We start from the raw sequence: 17,646 nt of genomic DNA on the forward strand, positions 1-17,646 counted from the left end.
TAATCAAAAAAAGGTGCTTAACGTGCTGTTCGCACAAAAGGCAACAGCTCATCCATTTTCTTTTCGACGGCTATCGAGCCCGCTGCGATGGCGGCCTCAGCTCGATGGAAATCAAGGGTAGATATTTGCGGACAGTACGGTTGAATCAGAATATCTGGAGGGTCGCCAGCCATGCGGTTTCGTTTAAGGCGATTCTCAAGAACCTGGATAGAGGTAGTCATAATTTCAATGGCCGTCGGCGCAGTCACAGAGCGTCGTGCGGCCATACGCCCGATTCGTCCACGCAAACGTTCATGCCAGGCCAGTTTCTCGCCTTCGGCATCTTCGCTCTGGAGATTCACCGGCATGAGATCTTGTTGCATCAGGTGGGCGTCATGCTGTAAATCCACGGCAATGACGATGTCGGCACCCATCGCACGCGTCAGGGAGATAGGGACCGGGTTAACAACGCCACCATCGACAAGCCAGTAACCGTTATGCGGAACAGGAGCCATTAGTCCCGGCATACTGCAGGAGGCACGAACGGCAAGATGAATATCACCTTCAGTAAGCCAAAGCTCGCGTCCCGTGCTGAGGTTCGTCGCAACAGCGCCGAAAGGCATCTGACAGTCAGTGAAGTCTTCAAGAGGCATAACCTGGCGGAACTGGTTAAAAACGCGTTCACCGCGCAACAGCCCACCACGCTGCCATGAGAGGTCCATCAGGCGCAGCACGTCCCAGTAGCTGAAGGAACGTACCCAGGTTTCAAGTTCCGGAAGCTTTCCGCACGCGTAAGCGGAGCCGACAAGCGATCCTATTGAACACCCTGCAACAATATCAACCTCAACACCCATCTGGTTTAAGGCATTAATCACGCCGATGTGTGACCATCCCCGGGCTGCACCTGAGCCCAGCGCCAGTCCAATTTTAACCTTTCTCATTAGCCCTGTTTTACGTCCCCTGGATTCCTGACATGACATCAACGCAACTGCTCAGTTAACATAGTGCTACCCGAAGCGTTTTACGCCCTTATTTTTTGTTCCAGGAAGAGAATCGTGTCTCAACTCTGCCCTTGTGGTAGCGCTCTGGAGTATAGCCTATGTTGCCAGCGATATCTTTCTGGCGATCAGGTTGCACCAGACCCGTCACACCTCATGCGTTCACGGTACACTGCTTTTGTGATCAAAGACGCAGACTATCTGATCAAAACCTGGCACCCGTCTTGCCATGCCGCCGATTTTCGCCAGGACATTGAAGCTGGCTTCGCCAACACGCAGTGGCTTGGACTGACCGTTTTTGAAGCATCGGCCGGAAACGACGACAACGAAGGCTACGTCAGCTTTGTTGCCCGCTTTATCGAGCGTGATAAAACGGCGGCCATTATCGAGCGTTCCCGGTTCTTAAAGGAAAGCGGGCAATGGTATTATATTGACGGAACGCGCCCACAGTTTGGTCGTAACGATCCCTGCCCATGCGGTTCAGGTAAAAAATTTAAAAAGTGTTGCGGGCAGTAATGCCTGACAACCCAGACTTCGCAAATACACAAACAGGATTTCCCGGCGATGCAATCACTACAACGTAAAGTTCTGCGCACCATCTGTCCCGATCAAAAAGGACTGATCGCACGAATTACCAACATTTGTTACAAACATGAACTGAATATCGTGCAGAACAACGAGTTCGTTGACCACCGTACCGGTCGTTTCTTCATGCGTACCGAACTGGAAGGTATTTTCAACGACACAACCCTGCTTGCCGATCTGGACAGCGCGTTGCCGGAAGGCTCCGTACGTGAACTGACTCCCGCAGGCCGCCGCCGCGTCGTGATTCTGGTGACCAAAGAAGCACACTGTCTTGGCGATCTGTTGATGAAAGCAAACTACGGTGGTCTGGACGTCGAAATTGCTGCCGTGATCGGCAACCACGAGACGCTGCGCACGCTTGTTGAGCGTTTTGATATTCCGTTCGAACTGGTGAGCCACGAAGGTCATACGCGTGAAGAGCACGACGACCTGATGGCGCAGGCCATTGAAGCGCATAATCCCGACTACGTCGTGCTGGCGAAATACATGCGTGTGTTGACGCCATCCTTCGTGGCGCGTTTCCCAAACAAGATTATCAACATTCACCACTCGTTCCTGCCAGCCTTTATTGGTGCACGTCCTTATCATCAGGCGTACGAGCGTGGCGTGAAAATCATCGGTGCGACCGCTCACTACGTGAATGACAATCTGGATGAAGGTCCAATTATCATGCAGGACGTGATTCATGTGGATCACACCTACACGGCTGAGGACATGATGCGTGCAGGGCGTGACGTTGAGAAGAACGTCTTAAGCCGTGCGCTGTATCAGGTGCTGGCGCAGCGCGTCTTTGTCTACGGTAACAGAACTATCATTCTTTAATCTTTTGGAAAATGAATTGATTAGCTTTGCACCTTTACGGATAAAAAGCAGCCAAACAACTTCATTTCCCTAAAGGAATGCTTTACAGGGGCGTCTCATTTGATATGATGCGCCCCGCTTCCGACAGGAAGCAGGCCAGTAAAAAGCATTGCCCCGTGGTGGGGTTCCCGAGCGGCCAAAGGGAGCAGACTGTAAATCTGCCGTCATCGACTTCGAAGGTTCGAATCCTTCCCCCACCACCATCTCTCAGCAGTACCTCAAAATTTGAATTACCCCTGGTGGGGTTCCCGAGCGGCCAAAGGGAGCAGACTGTAAATCTGCCGTCATCGACTTCGAAGGTTCGAATCCTTCCCCCACCACCATCACTTTCAAATAACTTCAAATCTTCTGTTCACACCCTGTATCATGTATTTCCGCAACGGGGAAGGATGAGAAGCTTCGACGAAGGTTCGATTCGAGCGTAGCGAGAAAGCGTTGCCGCAGGCAACGACCCGAAGGGCGAGGCGCAACGCGCCGAGTAATCCTTCCCCCACCACCATCACTTTCAAATAACTTCAAATCTTCTGTTCGCACCCTGTATCATGTATTTCCGCAACGGGGAAGGATGAGAAGCTTCGACGAAGGTTCGATTCGAGCGTAGCGAGAAAGCGTTGCCGCAGGCAACGACCCGAAGGGCGAGGCGCAACGCGCCGAGTAATCCTTCCCCCACCACCATCACTTTCAAATAACTTCAAATCTTCTGTTCACACCCTGTATCATGTATTTCCGCAACGGGGAAGGATGAGAAGCTTCGACGAAGGTTCGATTCGAGCGTAGCGAGAAAGCGTTGCCGCAGGCAACGACCCGAAGGGCGAGGCGCAACGCGCCGAGTAATCCTTCCCCCACCACCATCACTTTCAAATAACTTCAAATCTTCTGTTCGCACCCTGTATCATGTATTTCCGCAACGGGGAAGGATGAGAAGCTTCGACGAAGGTTCGATTCGAGCGTAGCGAGAAAGCGTTGCCGCAGGCAACGACCCGAAGGGCGAGGCGCAACGCGCCGAGTAATCCTTCCCCCACCACCATCACTTTCAAAAATCATAACAAAACCGAATCGACCACCCAGCGACAGACGACTACATTGGCGGCAAGCGTCTCTTCACCGGCGAACTCTTCACGATCGACGTATTACACTGGGCATGCTCCGCCAGACCGTCCAGCAACCCATCAAGCTGCTCAATTGAACGCACCACCAGCCTAATCACAAAGCAATCTTCCCCGGTGACTTTGTCGCTCTCAATACACTCCGGCATCGCCTGAATGTATTTATCCACCTTATGCAATAACCCCGGCAAAGGCCGCACACGCACCAGCGCCTGCAGCGTATACCCTAGCGCCGCCAGATTCACCCGTGCGCCATACCCCTGAATCACGCCGCGCTCTTCCAGCCGTTTCAGGCGCTCTGCCGTACTGGGTGAGGTCAGACCGATGCGTCCGCTGAGCACCTTCAAAGACATACGCGCATCCTCGACCAGACAGGCCAAAATTTGTCGGTCGATATCATCGAGAAGGAATTCCATCATTTTCACCTAATTTTAAAAAGCCATCACTGCATTTCACCTTATCTCATCCCTGTAAAACCCGACAGCGATTCTCGACAATAGCGTCATACAATCAGGAGGTGGATGATGCGTGATTTACATAAAGGCGTCTGGCAAATGAGCCTGGCGATGTTAATTTCCGGCTCGATTGGCGCGTTTGTTTTACTTTCCGGTCTGCCAGTAACGGAAGTTGTGTTCTGGCGCTGCCTTATCGGAGCCATCGCACTGTTTATTTTTATTCGGATGAGTCAAAAGCCGTTCAGTCCCCTCACCCGGACAACACTGTTACTGGCCATTCTCGGTGGTGTGGCACTCGTGGTGAACTGGCTCCTGCTCTTCGCTGCCTATGAACGAATCTCTATTGGTCTTTCTACTGTGGTGTATAACACCCAGCCGTTTATGCTGGTTTTGATGGGGATGTTTTTAGGTGAACGTGTCAGCCTGGTGAAATGGGGTTGGCTATTCCTCGCCTTTGGCGGTGTGGTGATATTGCTTTCCAGTGAGCTGACCGGAGCGCATAGTGCCAACTGGCTGACGGGTATCGGTCTGGCAATGGCGGCAGCCTTCTTCTACGCAGTGACCGCCATTATCGCTCGTAAGCTGCGATCCATTGCGCCGCAGCATATTGCCTTTATTCAGGTGCTGACCGGCGTGGTAATGCTTCTGCCGTTTGCCCACATGCCCTCATTATCAGGGGATTTTCCGTGGCCAATTTTGTTGACGCTGGGCATCGTCCATACCGGCATTATGTATCAGTTGCTCTATAGCGCGATCCAGAAGCTGCCTACACCCATTACCGGCTCGTTGTCGTTTATCTATCCGGTGGTAGCGATTATTGTCGATAATCTGGTATTCGGACACTCGCTGAACCTGACGCAGCTGGCGGGCGGCGCACTGATATTGTTTGCTGCGGCTGGCAATAACCTGGGCTGGGGCGAAAAAAAACCCCGCGAGTGCGGGGTTGGGATCAAAACAGCAAATTAGCGACGGGCGCGCACAATCTGGTATTTGCGCGTCAGATACTCTACCGGCGCGCTCCAGATATGTACCAGTCGGGAGAACGGGAACAGCACAAACAGCGTCATCCCCAGCACCAGGTGCAGGCGGAAGATAAACGCCACACCGTCCAGATGCGACGACGCACCACCGTGGAAAGTCACCACAGATTGTGCCCAGCCGACCAGCTTCATCATTTCGCTGCCGTCCATATGCTGTGCAGAGAACGGAATGGTCAGCAGGCCCAGCGCACACTGCACCATCAGCAGGGAAAGGATGAGGATGTCAGCTCCGGTGGTCGTTGCACGCACACGCGGGCTGAACAGACGACGTTTGAGCAGCAGTAAACCACCCACCAGCGTCATCACGCCGCAAGCGCCCCCTGCGATCATCGCCATCTTCTGCTTCACCTCAATGGGCAGCCACGCTTCATACATCCAGTGCGGCGTCAGCATCCCGAGGAAGTGACCGGCAAAAATCCCCAGAATACCGATGTGGAACAGGTTAGAACCCACATGCATCCCTTTCCGATCCAGCATCTGGCTGGAGGCAGCACGCCAGGTGTACTGACCGTAGTCATAACGCAGCCAGCTTCCCACCAGGAACACGGTGCCCGCGATATACGGGTAGATGTCAAAGAAGAACATATTCAGGAAGTGCATTATTGCCGTCCTCCGTTAGAGATATTCAAATATTGCGGGGCCACAGCGCCGGCAAAACGGCGCTGGTGAGCCGAGATTTCAGACTCGCCGCAGCTCTGGTCAGCAAAGAATTTCACCTGTTCTTCTTCCCAGACGGCATCCAGCGCCTGCGGTGTATCATCGCGGGCTTCATCGGCGATTTTTTCCGCCACTTTTTCACTGTCGACAGATGCGTTAGCCAGTTTCACCAGCAGATCGAACAGTACCGCATAGCGGCTCTCGCGCTGCTGAAGACGCGCGCTGAGCAACGCCAGGATCGGAGCGATGTCCTGGAGACCACCGAGGGCCTCTTCTTTCGGCAACTGCGCCAGATACTCCAGATACAGCGGCAGATGGTCAGGCAGCTCGCGGCTGCCGAGCTGCAGGCCGTGCTGCTCATACTGCGCCATCAGGTCAACCATCGCCTGACCACGGTCACGGGATTCACCGTGAACATGTTCAAACAGCAGTAACGAGGTTGCACGACCCCGGTCAAACAGTTGGCTGTAATCCGCCTGCGCATCCAGAAGATCACGCGTTAACAGGTCCCGGAAGAAAATGCCCAATGTCTGGGCATCCTCTTTATCCAGGTTTTCAGATGATGCGAGTGCATCGAAAAGTTCCTGTTGATGCTGCACAAGCGCAGCATCCGGGTACTCGAGCAAACGAGAAACGATAACAAGTTCAATCATGGGTGCGGCTCCGTTTTACTGGTCACATCCATGGCGTCGATGCGGCGGCTGTTGAACAGGTTGAATTTGCTGTCTGACCCGTGGCAACCGTCGCCAAAGGTAAAGCCGCAGCCGTTTTTCTCCGGGAAGGCTTCGCGAGCCAGTTCACGGTGGCTGCTCGGTACTACGAAACGGTCTTCGTAGTTGGCAATGGCCAGATAGCGGTACATCTCCTGCGCCTGCGCTTCACTCAGACCGACCTCTTCCAGCGCACGGGTATCAATAACACCGTCTACCGTTTCCGCACGTTTGAAGTGGCGCATTGCCAGCATCCGCTTGAGTGCCAGCAGTACTGGCTGCGTATCACCGGCAGTCAGCAGGTTCGCCAGGTACTGAACCGGAATACGCAGGCTTTCCACGTCCGGCAGAATGCCGTTGCTGCCCAGCTCGCCCGCATCTGCAGCTGACTGAATCGGCGACAAAGGCGGCACGTACCAGACCATCGGCAGCGTGCGGTATTCCGGATGCAGCGGCAGCGCCAGCTTCCAGTCCATTGCCATTTTGTACACAGGAGACTGCTGTGCGGCGTCGATCACGCTCTGCGGTACGCCGTCTTTCAGCGCCTGCTCAATCACTTTTGGATCGTTAGGATCGAGGAACACGTCCAGCTGACGCTGATACAGATCTTTCTCGTGCTCGGTGCTGGCGGCGTTTTCAATCGCGTCCGCGTCATATAGCAGCACGCCGAGGTAGCGAATACGACCTACACAGCTTTCAGAGCAGACGGTCGGCATCCCCGCTTCAATACGTGGATAACAGAAGATGCACTTCTCGGATTTCCCGCTCTTCCAGTTGAAGTAGATTTTTTTGTACGGGCAGCCGGTGATGCACATACGCCAGCCACGGCATTTGTCCTGGTCGATCAGCACGATGCCGTCTTCTTCACGCTTGTAGATAGCACCGCTCGGGCACGTCGCCACGCATGCCGGATTAAGGCAATGCTCGCACAGGCGCGGCAGATACATCATGAAGGTGTTTTCGAACTGGCCGTACATCGCCTTCTGCATGTTCTCGAAGTTTTTGTCCTTCGACAGCTTCTCGAACTCACCGCCCAGGTCGTCTTCCCAGTTGGGACCACTGGTAATTTTGTCTAACCGCTTCCCGGTGATCAGCGAGCGTGGACGGGCGATCGGCTGGTGTTTGCTTTCTGGCGCGTTATGCAGGTTCTGGTAGTCGTAATCAAACGGCTCGTAGTAATCGTCAAGGCCCGGCAGATGCGGGTTGGCGAAGATTTTACCCAACAGCATCGCACGGTTACCCATGCGCGGCTGCAGTTTACCGTTGATCTTGCGGATCCAGCCGCCCTTGTATTTTTCCTGATCTTCCCAGTTGGTCGGGAACCCAGTGCCCGGTTTGGTTTCTACGTTGTTGAACCACGCGTATTCCATACCTTCTCGACTGGTCCAGACGTTTTTACAGGTGACTGAGCAGGTATGACAGCCGATGCATTTATCCAGATTCAGCACCATGCCGACTTGTGAACGAATTTTCATTTTACGCTCTCCTGTACCTGGTCATTACCTTCGCCATCTAACCAGTTAATATTCTTCATCTTACGTACCACCACGAACTCATCGCGGTTAGACCCTACGGTACCGTAGTAGTTAAAGCCGTAGGCCAGCTGCGCGTAGCCACCAATCATGTGGGTCGGTTTTGGCGTAATACGGGTGACCGAGTTATGAATGCCGCCGCGCTGCTCGGTGATTTCAGAACCCGGCAGGTTAACGATACGTTCCTGCGCGTGGTACATCATGGTCATCCCGGCAGGCACGCGCTGGCTCACTACCGCACGCGCCGTCAGGGCACCGTTGCTGTTGAACACTTCGATCCAGTCGTTATCTTCTATGCCCAGATCTTTGGCATCCGTTTCACTCATCCAGACAATCGGGCCGCCGCGCGATAGCGTCAGCATCAGCAGGTTGTCGCTATAGGTAGAGTGGATGCCCCACTTCTGATGCGGCGTGAGGAAGTTCAGCGCCTTTTCAGGGTTACCGTTAGATTTCGCCCCCATTACTGCCTTCACTGAACGGGTGTCGACTGGCGGACGGTAGACCAGCAGACTTTCACCGAAATCACGCATCCACTGATGATCCTGATACAGAGACTGACGCCCGGAGAGCGTACGCCATGGGATCAGCTCGTGAACGTTGGTATAACCGGCATTGTAGGAGACATGCTCATCTTCCAGGCCAGACCAGGTCGGGCTGGAGATAATCTTGCGCGGTTGCGCCTGAATATCGCGGAAGCGAATTTTCTCTTCCTCTTTATTCGTCGCCAGGTGCGTATGGTCGCGGCCGGTGAACTCGCTCAGTGCCGCCCACGCTTTCACGGCGACGTGGCCGTTGGTTTCCGGTGCCAGGGTCAGGATCATCTCTGCTGCATCAATCGCTGTATTCAGCATTGGCTGACCTTTGGCCGGGCCGTCCGCTTTGGTGTAATTGAGCTTGCGCAGCAGATCCATTTCGCTCTGGGTATTCCAGGCGATCCCTTTCCCACCGTTACCAATTTTCTCCATCAGCGGGCCGATAGAGGTAAAGCGCTCCCAGGTTGCCGGGTAGTCGCGTTCAACCGCAATAATGTGTGGTGCGGTCACCCCCGGGATCAGGTCACATTCGCCTTTTTTCCAGTCCTTCACGTCCAGCGGTTGCGCCAGTTCGGCGGCTGAGTCGTGCTGGATTGGCAGCGTCACCACGTCGGTTTCTTTACCCAGATGCCCTACGCAGACTTCGGAGAATTTCTTCGCGATGTCTTTGTAGATATCCCAGTCGCTTTTCGATTCCCACGCAGGGTCAACGGCCGCAGACAGCGGATGAATAAACGGATGCATATCCGAGGTATTCATGTCGTCTTTTTCGTACCAGGTCGCGGTTGGCAGCACAATGTCGGAGTACAGGCAGGTGCTGGACAGACGGAAGTCCAGGGTCACCACCAGATCCAGCTTGCCGTCCAGGCCGTTGTCTTTCCATTCCACTTCTTCTGGCTTCACGCCGCCCTGCTTGCCCAGATCTTTCCCCTGAATACCGTTCTCGGTGCCCAGCAGATATTTCAGCATGTACTCGTGCCCTTTACCGGACGAGCCCAGCAGGTTGGAGCGCCAGATGAACAGGTTACGCGGATGGTTTTTACCGTTCTCAGGCTGTTCTGCCGCGAAACGAATGGAACCGTCTTTGAGAGACTTAACGGTGTAATCCACCGGCGACATGCCCGCTTTCTTCGCCTCTTCTGCAATGCGCAGTGGGTTGGTGCCCAGTTGAGGTGCCGATGGCAGCCAGCCCATGCGCTCTGCGCGCACGTTGAAATCGATCAGGTGGCCGCTGTAACGGGATTTATCCGCCATTGGCGAGAGCAGTTCTTGAGCGGTTACGGTCTCGTAACGCCACTGGCTGGAGTGGTTATAGAAGTAGGATGTGCTGTTCATGTGACGTGCCGGACGCTGCCAGTCGAGGGCAAACGCCAGCGGCTGCCAGCCGGTCTGTGGACGCAGTTTTTCCTGGCCCACGTAGTGCGCCCAGCCACCGCCGCTCTGACCGACACAGCCGCAGAAGATCAGCATATTGATCAGGCCACGATAGTTCATATCGAGGTGATACCAGTGGTTCAGACCGGCACCGACGATGATCATCGAACGGCCGTGCGTCTTGTCGGCGTTTTCTGCGAATTCACGCGCGATACGGGTGATTTGTGCCCGAGGAACGCCAGTGATCTGCTCCGCCCACGCAGGGGTGTAGGCTTTCACGTCGTCATAGCCGGTGGCGCAGTTCTCATCGCCCAGGCCGCGATCCAGGCCGTAGTTCGCCATGGTCAGGTCATAAACGGTGGTGACCAGCGCCGTGGAGCCGTCAGCCAGCTGCAGGCGTTTTACCGGCAGCTTATGCATCAGAACGTTGTTCAGTTCAACCTTGTTGAAGTGCTCGGAACCTTCACCGCCGAAGTACGGGAAGCCCACATCGGCGATCTCGTCCTGACTGCCCAGCATGCTGAGGCGCAGTTCCGTCTCTTCGCCGGTCGTGCCGTTACGCTGCTCCAGGTTCCACTTGCCCTTCTCGCCCCAGCGGAAGCCGATAGAACCGTTCGGCGCCACCAGCTCGCCGTTGCTGGTGTACGCAACGGTTTTCCACTCAGGGTTATTTTCCTGGCCCAGCGCGTCCACCAGATCGGCAGCACGCAGCGTACGGCCTGCAGCGTAGTAGCCATCACGCTCTTCCAGCATGACCAGCATTGGCATGTCAGTGTAACGACGCACGTAGTCGGTGAAGTACTGGCTAGGCTTATCCAGGTGGAATTCACGCAGCATGACGTGGCCCATCGCCATCGCCATCGCGGCATCGGTACCCTGCTTCGGTGCCAGCCACAGATCGCAGAGCTTGGCGATTTCCGCATAGTCAGGGGTCACAGCTACGGTTTTGGTGCCTTTGTAACGCACTTCGGTAAAGAAGTGCGCATCTGGCGTACGGGTCTGAGGCACGTTAGAGCCCCAGGCGATGATATAGCTGGAGTTATACCAGTCCGCAGATTCCGGCACGTCGGTCTGCTCGCCCCAGGTCTGCGGAGACGCCGGCGGCAGGTCGCAGTACCAGTCGTAGAAGCTCAGGCAGGTACCGCCGATAAGTGACAGATAGCGAGCCCCGGAGGCGTAAGAGACCATCGACATCGCCGGGATGGGTGAGAAGCCCGCTACACGATCAGGACCGTAGGTCTTAACGGTGTAGACGTTAGAGGCAGCAATCAGCTCGTTCACCTCTTTCCAGGAAGAACGCACAAAGCCACCGCGGCCACGAGCCTGCTTAAAACTTTTCGCTTTGTCAGCGTCTTCGATAATCGACGCCCAGGCATCCACCGGATCGCTGTGCTGAACTTTCGCTTCACGCCACATTTTCATCAGGCGCTTGCGCATCAGCGGGTATTTCAGCCGGTTAGCACTGTAGAGATACCAGGAGTAGCTCGCCCCACGCGGGCAGCCGCGCGGCTCATGGTTTGGCATATCCGGACGAGTGCGCGGATAGTCGGTCTGCTGCATTTCCCAGGTCACCAGACCATTCTTAACGAAAATCTTCCAGCTACATGAGCCAGTGCAGTTCACGCCGTGGGTCGAACGGACGACTTTGTCATGCTGCCAGCGCTGGCGGTAACCGTCTTCCCAGTCCCGGTTAGTCTCCAGAACCTGGCCGTGCCCATCGGCAAAGGTTTCGCCCTTCTGCTTGAAGTAGCGAAACCGGTCCAAAAATTTGCTCATCGGGTATCTCCTGTGTGGAGCCTGTGGCTCTCTAAATCGACATTGCTGATTTGCAGCGAAGGTAACGCCCTGAAAGAGGGGGAGAATTGATAACGATCAAGACGACGAGGGACTTTCAGGCGAGGCATTAAAGCGAATACCACCAAAGCGGTAGCTTTATATTTTTCATATAATGATGATTTATATGAATATTTTTATTTCGCCATACAAAAAGACGGAGACGATTTAACATCCCAGGTATTAAGGGGTAGAACCATCTGCAAAGCGATGGCGATCACAGTGTTACCCGCAGATTTCCTCTGCAAACCCGTCAGTATGTTGTAACTATTCACGAGCCAAAAAAACGCGGCCCGAAGGCCGCGTAAACGGATAATCAAACTTACTTATTTTTCTTAGTATTACGGCCATATACCAGCCACGTGATCACAACGCAGGCGATATAGAAGACGAGAAATACTTTCATTGCCCCCGCCGGAGAACCGGTCAGGTCAAGAGAGATACCGAACGCTTTCGGAATAAAGAAGCCGCCAATTGCGCCGATGGCAGAGATAAAGCCCAGCGCTGCCGCCGTGTCCGTCGCCGCTTCACGCATCGCCTGCTCTTCGGTTCCACCCTGCGCTTTTACGCGATCCATGGTCAGTTTACGGAAGATCACGGAAATCATCTGGAAAGTAGAAGCGCTGCCCAGCCCGGCAGTCAGGAACAGCACCATAAACACACCGAAGAAGGCGGTGAAGTTACCCCCCTGTCCGTCAGTTGGCAGCGTCAGGAACAGCAACGCACAGAAGACAGCCATTACCACAAAGTTCACCAGCGTCACACGCGTCCCGCCCAGACGGTCAGACACCATGCCACCCAGCGAACGCGCCAGGGCACCAATAAATGGCCCAAAGAAGGCAAACTGTAGGATCTGAATGTCCGGGAACTGCGTTTTCGACAGCATGGCGAAGCCCGCAGAGAATCCGATAAACGAACCGAACGTTGCCAGATACAGCAGCGCCATTACCCACAGATGCCCGCGCTTCAGCACCGGCAACTGCTCGCTCAGTGACGCTTTTGACGCTGACAGATCGTTCATAAAGAACCAGGCTGCCAGAGTGAAGATCACCAGGAACGGAACCCAGATCCAGGAGGCGTTTTGCAGATACAGGGAAGATCCATCCGCTTGCTCAACGCCACCGCCGCCAAACGCTGCGAAAATGGAGACAGAGATCGCCAGCGGTGCAATCAGCTGCATCACGCTCACGCCCATGTTGCCGAGACCGCCGTTAATACCCAGCGCGCCGCCCTGTTTCGCTTTCGGGAAGAAGAAGCTGATGTTTGCCATACTGGAGGCGAAGTTCGCACCCGCAAAACCACACAGCAGGGAGATAATCACGAACACGCTAAACGGGGTAGACGTATCCTGTACCGCAAAACCGAGCCAGACACATGGCACGATCATGATACCGGTACTGAATGCCGTCCAGCGACGGCCGCCAAACACCGGAACCATAAACGCGTAAGGCACTCGCAGCAATGCGCCGGATAAAGACGGCAGCGCGGTCAACATAAATAGCTGATCGGTTGTAAAGGTAAAACCGACTTTTGGCAGGTTTACCGCCACCGCACTAAACAACATCCAGACGCAAAACGCTAACAACAAACACGGAACGGAAATCCACAGATTCCGGCTTGCTACACGATGGCCGCGCTGTTGCCAGAACGCCGGATCCTCTGGACGCCAGTCTGTAATAACGGCACCATTTTCCCTTTCGGGAGCGGATGAGTGACTCATAGACACCTCTGATTCTCGAATGATGCTGCAAACATTAGGGTTTTAGAGCGGCGGTAAGTTGATATAAATCAAAGGAAAAGTGGGAGGATTTGCGGCGCAAAAAAAGCCCTCATCCTTAATGAGTAGGTTATGACGGTAAAAAAGATGTGGTTTTTCACGGTGCTGACGTTTCCTTGCTACCCCCACCCCCTTCCCGTTACTCCGTTGGCAATTTGGGAGTAATCCTTTATTGGTATGGGTATACTCCAGGGTATGCACCAGAATAGCGCCATTCCTGCAAGCAGGCCACGTCAGGAGCACGGCAACTCTATGTTAAAAAGATGTTTATCTCCACTGACACTCGTGAATCAGGTCGCGCTGATCGTTTTGCTGTCCACCGCCCTCGGTGTGACGGGCATGGCGATCTCCGGCTGGCTGGTACAGGGTGTACAGGGTAACGCGCATGCCATCAATGAGGCGGGCTCGCTACGCATGCAGAGTTACCGCCTTCTGTCATCGGTTCCCCTGACGCAGGTCGATCAGCCACTGCTCGATGAAATGGAACGCACGGCGTTCAGCCCGGAACTGGAAAACGCCGCCATTCGCGCCGGTCAGCAATCTCAGCTTAAAGAACTCCAGGGCTACTGGCACACTCAACTGCAGCCGGGGCTGAAACAGGCGCGCAGTCCAGAAGCGGTTGCGCATGACGTTGCGGGTTTCGTATCACGCATTGATGCCCTGGTCTCCTCTTTTGACCAAACCACCGAATTGCGTATTGACCGGGTAGTGATGATGCACCGTGCAATGGCGCTGTGTATGGGGCTGTTACTCATCTTCACCATTGTCTGGCTGCGTGCACGGCTGCTGAATCCCTGGAAACAGCTGCTGGCGATGACCCGCGCGGTCACCGCACGGGATTTTACGCAGCGCACCCATATCAGCGGGCGCAACGAGATGGCGATGCTCGGCCAGGCGCTGAATACCATGTCGGCAGAACTCTCCGAAAGCTACGCGGTGCTGGAGCAGCGCGTTCAGGAAAAAACGGCCGGGCTGGAGCAGAAAAACGAGATGCTCTCCTTCCTGTGGCAAGCCAACCGTCGTCTGCATATGCAGGTACCGCTCTGCGAGCGTCTCTCGCCGGTACTGAATGGCCTGCAAAATCTGACCCTGCTTCACGACCTGGAGCTGCGGGTCTACGATGTGGAAGACGAAGAAAACCATCAGGAGTTTACCTGCCAGTCCGATATGTCCTGTGATGACAAAGGTTGCCATCTTTGTCCTCGCGGCTTGCCGCCGTTGACGTCGAGTGGTACCACGCTGAAGTGGCGGTTGACGGACAACCACACCCAGTACGGCATTCTGCTGGCAACCCTGCCGGCCGGTCGTCACCTCAGCCACGACCAGCAACAGCTGGTTGATACGCTGGTTGAACAGTTGACGGCCACGCTGGCACTCGACCGTCATCAGGAAAAACAGCAGCAGCTGATCGTCATGGAAGAGCGTGCAACCATCGCCCGCGAGCTTCACGACTCCATCGCCCAGTCGCTCTCCTGTATGAAAATGCAGGTGAGCTGCCTGCAAATGCAGGATACGGAGATGCCGGAAAGTAATAAACAGCTGCTGAGCCAGATCCGCAACGAACTGAATACCTCCTGGGTGCAACTTCGTGAACTGCTGACCACTTTCCGTCTGCAGCTCACTGAACCTGGCCTGCGCCCCGCCCTGGAATCCAGCTGTCACGAATTTAGCGCCCGGCTGGGGTTCCCGGTGAAGCTGGATTACCAACTGCCGCCGCGGTTTGTTCCGTCGCATCAGGCCATTCATTTACTGCAGATCGCCCGTGAAGCGTTGAGTAACGTGCTCAAACATGCTGGCGCGACGGCGGTAACCGTCACCGTCAGCCAGCACGCTAATCAGGTCAGGCTCACGGTTCATGACAACGGCCGCGGCGTGCCGGAAAATGCCGAACGAACTAACCACTATGGTTTAATCATCATGCGAGACCGCGCCCAAAGCCTGCGCGGTGATTGCCAGGTTCGCCGGAGAGAGACAGGTGGCACGGAAGTTGTTGTCACCTTTATTCCCGAGAAACCGCTCACAACTGCTCAAGGAGAAACCCATGACTAATCAGGAACCGGCATCAATTCTGTTGATCGACGACCATCCGATGCTGCGTACTGGCGTGAAACAGCTGGTCAGCATGGCACCCGATATCACCGTCGTAGGCGAAGCCAGCAACGGTGAACAAGGCATTGAGCTTGCCGAAGCGCTTGATCCCGATCTGATCCTGCTTGATCTCAATATGCCCGGCATGAACGGTCTGGAAACCCTCGACAAACTGCGGGAAAAATCCCTTTCCGGTCGCGTGGTGGTCTTTAGCGTGTCGAACCATGAAGAAGATGTGGTCACAGCGCTAAAGCGTGGCGCGGACGGCTATCTGCTGAAAGATATGGAGCCGGAAGATCTGCTTAAAGCGCTGCAACAGGCTGCCGCAGGTGAGATGGTGCTGAGCGAAGCATTAACGCCGGTACTGGCCGCCAGCCTGCGCGCCAACCGCGCCACCTCCGATCGCGACGTCAGTCAGTTAACGCCACGCGAGCGCGACATTCTCAAGCTGATTGCTCAGGGTCTGCCAAACAAGATGATTGCCCGCCGCCTGGATATCACCGAAAGCACGGTCAAAGTACATGTGAAGCACATGCTGAAGAAAATGAAGTTAAAATCCCGCGTTGAAGCCGCTGTGTGGGTACATCAGGAACGGATTTTTTAAGCATTACTCATCCGGCAGCAGCCTCCAGCGCGGGTCATCGTTGGGTAATGCGACCAGCGGTTGCACTACGATAAGCGTGATCTCATTGGAAGAGACGCGCTGGCCTTTCTCATCGTCTACCACTGCCGACAAGTGCCAGCGGTTAGTTGCCCCTTCCCGGCTATCCCAGGCAGGCATAATCACACTCCAGCCATCGCCGCTGTTGCTGTTCGCCGGTGATGTCAGGCTCAATGCCTGGGTATCACCCTGCCAGTGGATCTGACGAATACCATGCGCGCTGCGAATTTGTAGCTTCAGCATCACGGTCTCGCCCCCTTTCAGATCCCACGGTGGCGTCGCCAGATACACTGATAACGTTTTGCGCTGGCGGAACTCCATAACAGGCAGGTTGTCCCGCTCCGGCGAGTCGTAGCGGCTCCCGCGCAGGGAGCGCGTGGCGGCGACTTCTCCGGCAGAGATCTGCTTTATAAACGGTACGCCGAAGCGATAGTTAAGCTTCAGTCCGAGATTATTTTGACTGACGCCACTCTCTCCCTGCTTATGGGCGGCCGTCAATGTGACCAGCGGAACAGGGGTATAGTTGAGCCCCAGATTTACCGCGACAGGGTTGTGATAGCCGGTTCCGGTATTGAACAGGTCGACGTTATCGCCAAAGTATTGCTCGAAGCTAACGCTGGTGTTCAGATGATGGAACCACGGCAACCAGGCTTTGGCGGTGACATCATACCCACGCGCCATGCGCTGCTCCTGTACGTCCGAGCTGTCACGCCAGCTGGCAAACGGCTGATAGTAGTTAGCAGACAGACGCAGATTTTCACCCCACGCTTCCGCGCCCAGCCCGGCACGCTGCAGGTTTTCATCCAGCAGGTTATCGTAAAACGTGTTGTAGCCCAGCAACCACTTGCCGGCGATCCAGCGCTGACCTACCCCGGCGTTACTGACCAGGCCATCCGTCTGCTGCGTCACGCCAAACTGACTCCAGCTCAGGTAACGGTTGTTATCATTCCAGGGGATAAACCAGCTCCCGCTGCTGCCGTTAAATTTACCGTCGTCATTCACCAGCAAGTTTACGCTGGCGTTACCCCACGGGGAGAGCCAGGATTCAATCTGCTGGTTCACTTCCCCACTCACCGCATCACGTACCTGACCAAACGCAAACTGGCGCGCCTGCTCGCCCGTGGTCAGACCGTTATCGGTCATACTGGCTTCACCAAACGCTTTTGCCATTTCGGCCAGGTGTTTTTCTCCCTCGCCAGTTGGGGGGGCCATACCGAGATCGGGCAAACTATCCCCGTTGTTATCAAAGGGATTTTCTGCCTGTTGCATAAAGGAATTCGGGGCACCGTGAACGACTCCCGCCGTAAGAAGGGGGAGTAATAACAGAAAGCGAATGCAGGACGATACAGCCATCAACGTCGGGTTTAGCGCCTGGGTTTTGTTAAAGACGCTCTTACCTTAACGCTATTAAGAAAGAATTGCAGCCTTACGGGAAATTTCAGGAATATCCTGAAGTT

General features: G+C 55.0%; 13 protein-coding genes, 2 tRNA genes and 4 other RNA genes. 11 read left to right on the forward strand and 8 right to left on the reverse strand.

All coding sequences use genetic code 11. The features are described 5' to 3' along the window. Positions 1-17 precede the first annotated feature (17 nt). Positions 18-920, reverse strand: a complete 903-nt coding sequence (rssA, locus tag AAHF05_RS12380) for a patatin-like phospholipase RssA (RefSeq protein ID WP_108089736.1) — start codon at positions 918-920, stop codon at positions 18-20. A 114-nt stretch (positions 921-1,034) separates the two neighbouring features. Here rssA and AAHF05_RS12385 point away from each other — a divergent pair, with 114 nt between their 5' ends. The 8 genes from AAHF05_RS12385 (at position 1,035) to AAHF05_RS12420 (ending at position 3,450) form a co-directional block, all read left to right on the forward strand. After that, positions 1,035-1,493 carry a YchJ family protein gene (locus AAHF05_RS12385; protein WP_032666959.1) on the forward strand — a complete coding sequence of 153 codons (459 nt, stop codon included), beginning with the start codon at positions 1,035-1,037 and terminating at the stop codon, positions 1,491-1,493. A 48-nt stretch (positions 1,494-1,541) separates the two neighbouring features. Further along, entirely contained in the window at positions 1,542-2,384 is an 843-nt protein-coding gene (purU, locus tag AAHF05_RS12390; protein WP_023335983.1) for a formyltetrahydrofolate deformylase, read from the forward strand. Positions 2,385-2,541: 157 nt separating this feature from the next. Further along, positions 2,542-2,626, forward strand: a tRNA-Tyr gene (locus AAHF05_RS12395). Positions 2,627-2,661: 35 nt separating this feature from the next. Then, positions 2,662-2,746, forward strand: a tRNA-Tyr gene (locus AAHF05_RS12400). 45 nt (positions 2,747-2,791) lie between these two features. Beyond that, a non-coding RNA gene (locus AAHF05_RS12405) (RtT sRNA) lies at positions 2,792-2,922 on the forward strand. Between the two features lie 45 nt (positions 2,923-2,967). Continuing rightward, positions 2,968-3,098, forward strand: a non-coding RNA gene (locus tag AAHF05_RS12410) — RtT sRNA. 45 nt (positions 3,099-3,143) lie between these two features. Next, a non-coding RNA gene (locus AAHF05_RS12415) (RtT sRNA) lies at positions 3,144-3,274 on the forward strand. Between the two features lie 45 nt (positions 3,275-3,319). Beyond that, positions 3,320-3,450: non-coding RNA, RtT sRNA (locus AAHF05_RS12420), on the forward strand. 51 nt (positions 3,451-3,501) lie between these two features. On the opposite strand, the gene AAHF05_RS12425 is transcribed toward AAHF05_RS12420, so the two are convergent. Next, complete coding sequence (locus AAHF05_RS12425; protein WP_028018764.1) at positions 3,502-3,945, reverse strand: Lrp/AsnC family transcriptional regulator; 444 nt, start codon at positions 3,943-3,945, stop codon at positions 3,502-3,504. A gap of 108 nt (positions 3,946-4,053) precedes the next feature. On the opposite strand from AAHF05_RS12425, the gene AAHF05_RS12430 reads away from it, so the two are divergent. After that, on the forward strand, positions 4,054-4,950 hold the full coding sequence (locus AAHF05_RS12430) for a DMT family transporter (RefSeq protein WP_129323434.1): 897 nt from the start codon (positions 4,054-4,056) through the stop codon (positions 4,948-4,950). On the opposite strand, the gene narI is transcribed toward AAHF05_RS12430, so the two are convergent. The 5 genes from narI to AAHF05_RS12455 form a co-directional block, all read right to left on the reverse strand. Further along, positions 4,947-5,624, reverse strand: a complete 678-nt coding sequence (narI, locus tag AAHF05_RS12435; RefSeq protein WP_129323433.1) for a respiratory nitrate reductase subunit gamma — start codon at positions 5,622-5,624, stop codon at positions 4,947-4,949. The two genes, AAHF05_RS12430 and narI, sit on opposite strands and share 4 nt — an antisense overlap. Beyond that, positions 5,624-6,334 carry a nitrate reductase molybdenum cofactor assembly chaperone gene (gene narJ / locus AAHF05_RS12440; RefSeq protein ID WP_129323432.1) on the reverse strand — a complete coding sequence of 237 codons (711 nt, stop codon included), beginning with the start codon at positions 6,332-6,334 and terminating at the stop codon, positions 5,624-5,626. The genes narI and narJ overlap by 1 nt, the downstream gene beginning before the upstream one ends. After that, positions 6,331-7,866: a nitrate reductase subunit beta gene (gene narH / locus AAHF05_RS12445; protein WP_129323431.1), complete on the reverse strand. Its 1,536-nt coding sequence runs from the start codon at positions 7,864-7,866 to the stop codon at positions 6,331-6,333. Before narH ends, narJ begins: the two co-directional genes overlap by 4 nt. Then, complete coding sequence (locus AAHF05_RS12450) at positions 7,863-11,606, reverse strand: nitrate reductase subunit alpha (protein ID WP_129323430.1); 3,744 nt, start codon at positions 11,604-11,606, stop codon at positions 7,863-7,865. The genes narH and AAHF05_RS12450 overlap by 4 nt, the downstream gene beginning before the upstream one ends. Before the next feature lie 379 nt (positions 11,607-11,985). Beyond that, a complete protein-coding gene (locus tag AAHF05_RS12455) occupies positions 11,986-13,383 on the reverse strand; it encodes a NarK family nitrate/nitrite MFS transporter (protein ID WP_049005094.1) in 1,398 nt (465 codons plus the stop codon). Between the two features lie 309 nt (positions 13,384-13,692). Between AAHF05_RS12455 and narX the strand changes: the two genes are divergently transcribed. Then, positions 13,693-15,489, forward strand: coding sequence for a nitrate/nitrite two-component system sensor histidine kinase NarX (narX, locus tag AAHF05_RS12460; protein ID WP_374936336.1), 1,797 nt, complete (start codon positions 13,693-13,695; stop codon positions 15,487-15,489). Next, positions 15,482-16,132, forward strand: coding sequence for a two-component system response regulator NarL (gene narL / locus AAHF05_RS12465; RefSeq protein WP_028018756.1), 651 nt, complete (start codon positions 15,482-15,484; stop codon positions 16,130-16,132). The genes narX and narL overlap by 8 nt, the downstream gene beginning before the upstream one ends. A 3-nt stretch (positions 16,133-16,135) precedes the next feature. Here narL and AAHF05_RS12470 read toward each other — a convergent pair whose 3' ends face one another. Then, on the reverse strand, positions 16,136-17,542 hold the full coding sequence (locus tag AAHF05_RS12470) for a YchO/YchP family invasin (RefSeq protein ID WP_129323428.1): 1,407 nt from the start codon (positions 17,540-17,542) through the stop codon (positions 16,136-16,138). Between the last annotated feature and the right edge of the window lie 104 nt (positions 17,543-17,646).

The sequence above is a fragment of the Enterobacter adelaidei genome (assembly GCF_041937165.1).
GTDB lineage: Bacteria > Pseudomonadota > Gammaproteobacteria > Enterobacterales > Enterobacteriaceae > Enterobacter > Enterobacter adelaidei.

Coding starts and splice junctions, on each gene's coding strand:
- AAHF05_RS12455 (WP_049005094.1), bottom strand. CDS start 13,383: ATGAGTCACTCATCCGCTCCCGAAAGGGAAAATGGTGCCGTTATTACA.
- narL (WP_028018756.1), top strand. CDS start 15,482: ATGACTAATCAGGAACCGGCATCAATTCTGTTGATCGACGACCATCCG.
- AAHF05_RS12425 (WP_028018764.1), bottom strand. CDS start 3,945: ATGGAATTCCTTCTCGATGATATCGACCGACAAATTTTGGCCTGTCTG.
- narI (WP_129323433.1), bottom strand. CDS start 5,624: ATGCACTTCCTGAATATGTTCTTCTTTGACATCTACCCGTATATCGCG.
- AAHF05_RS12450 (WP_129323430.1), bottom strand. CDS start 11,606: ATGAGCAAATTTTTGGACCGGTTTCGCTACTTCAAGCAGAAGGGCGAA.
- AAHF05_RS12430 (WP_129323434.1), top strand. CDS start 4,054: ATGCGTGATTTACATAAAGGCGTCTGGCAAATGAGCCTGGCGATGTTA.
- narH (WP_129323431.1), bottom strand. CDS start 7,866: ATGAAAATTCGTTCACAAGTCGGCATGGTGCTGAATCTGGATAAATGC.
- AAHF05_RS12470 (WP_129323428.1), bottom strand. CDS start 17,542: ATGGCTGTATCGTCCTGCATTCGCTTTCTGTTATTACTCCCCCTTCTT.
- rssA (WP_108089736.1), bottom strand. CDS start 920: ATGAGAAAGGTTAAAATTGGACTGGCGCTGGGCTCAGGTGCAGCCCGG.
- narX (WP_374936336.1), top strand. CDS start 13,693: ATGTTAAAAAGATGTTTATCTCCACTGACACTCGTGAATCAGGTCGCG.
- purU (WP_023335983.1), top strand. CDS start 1,542: ATGCAATCACTACAACGTAAAGTTCTGCGCACCATCTGTCCCGATCAA.
- narJ (WP_129323432.1), bottom strand. CDS start 6,334: ATGATTGAACTTGTTATCGTTTCTCGTTTGCTCGAGTACCCGGATGCT.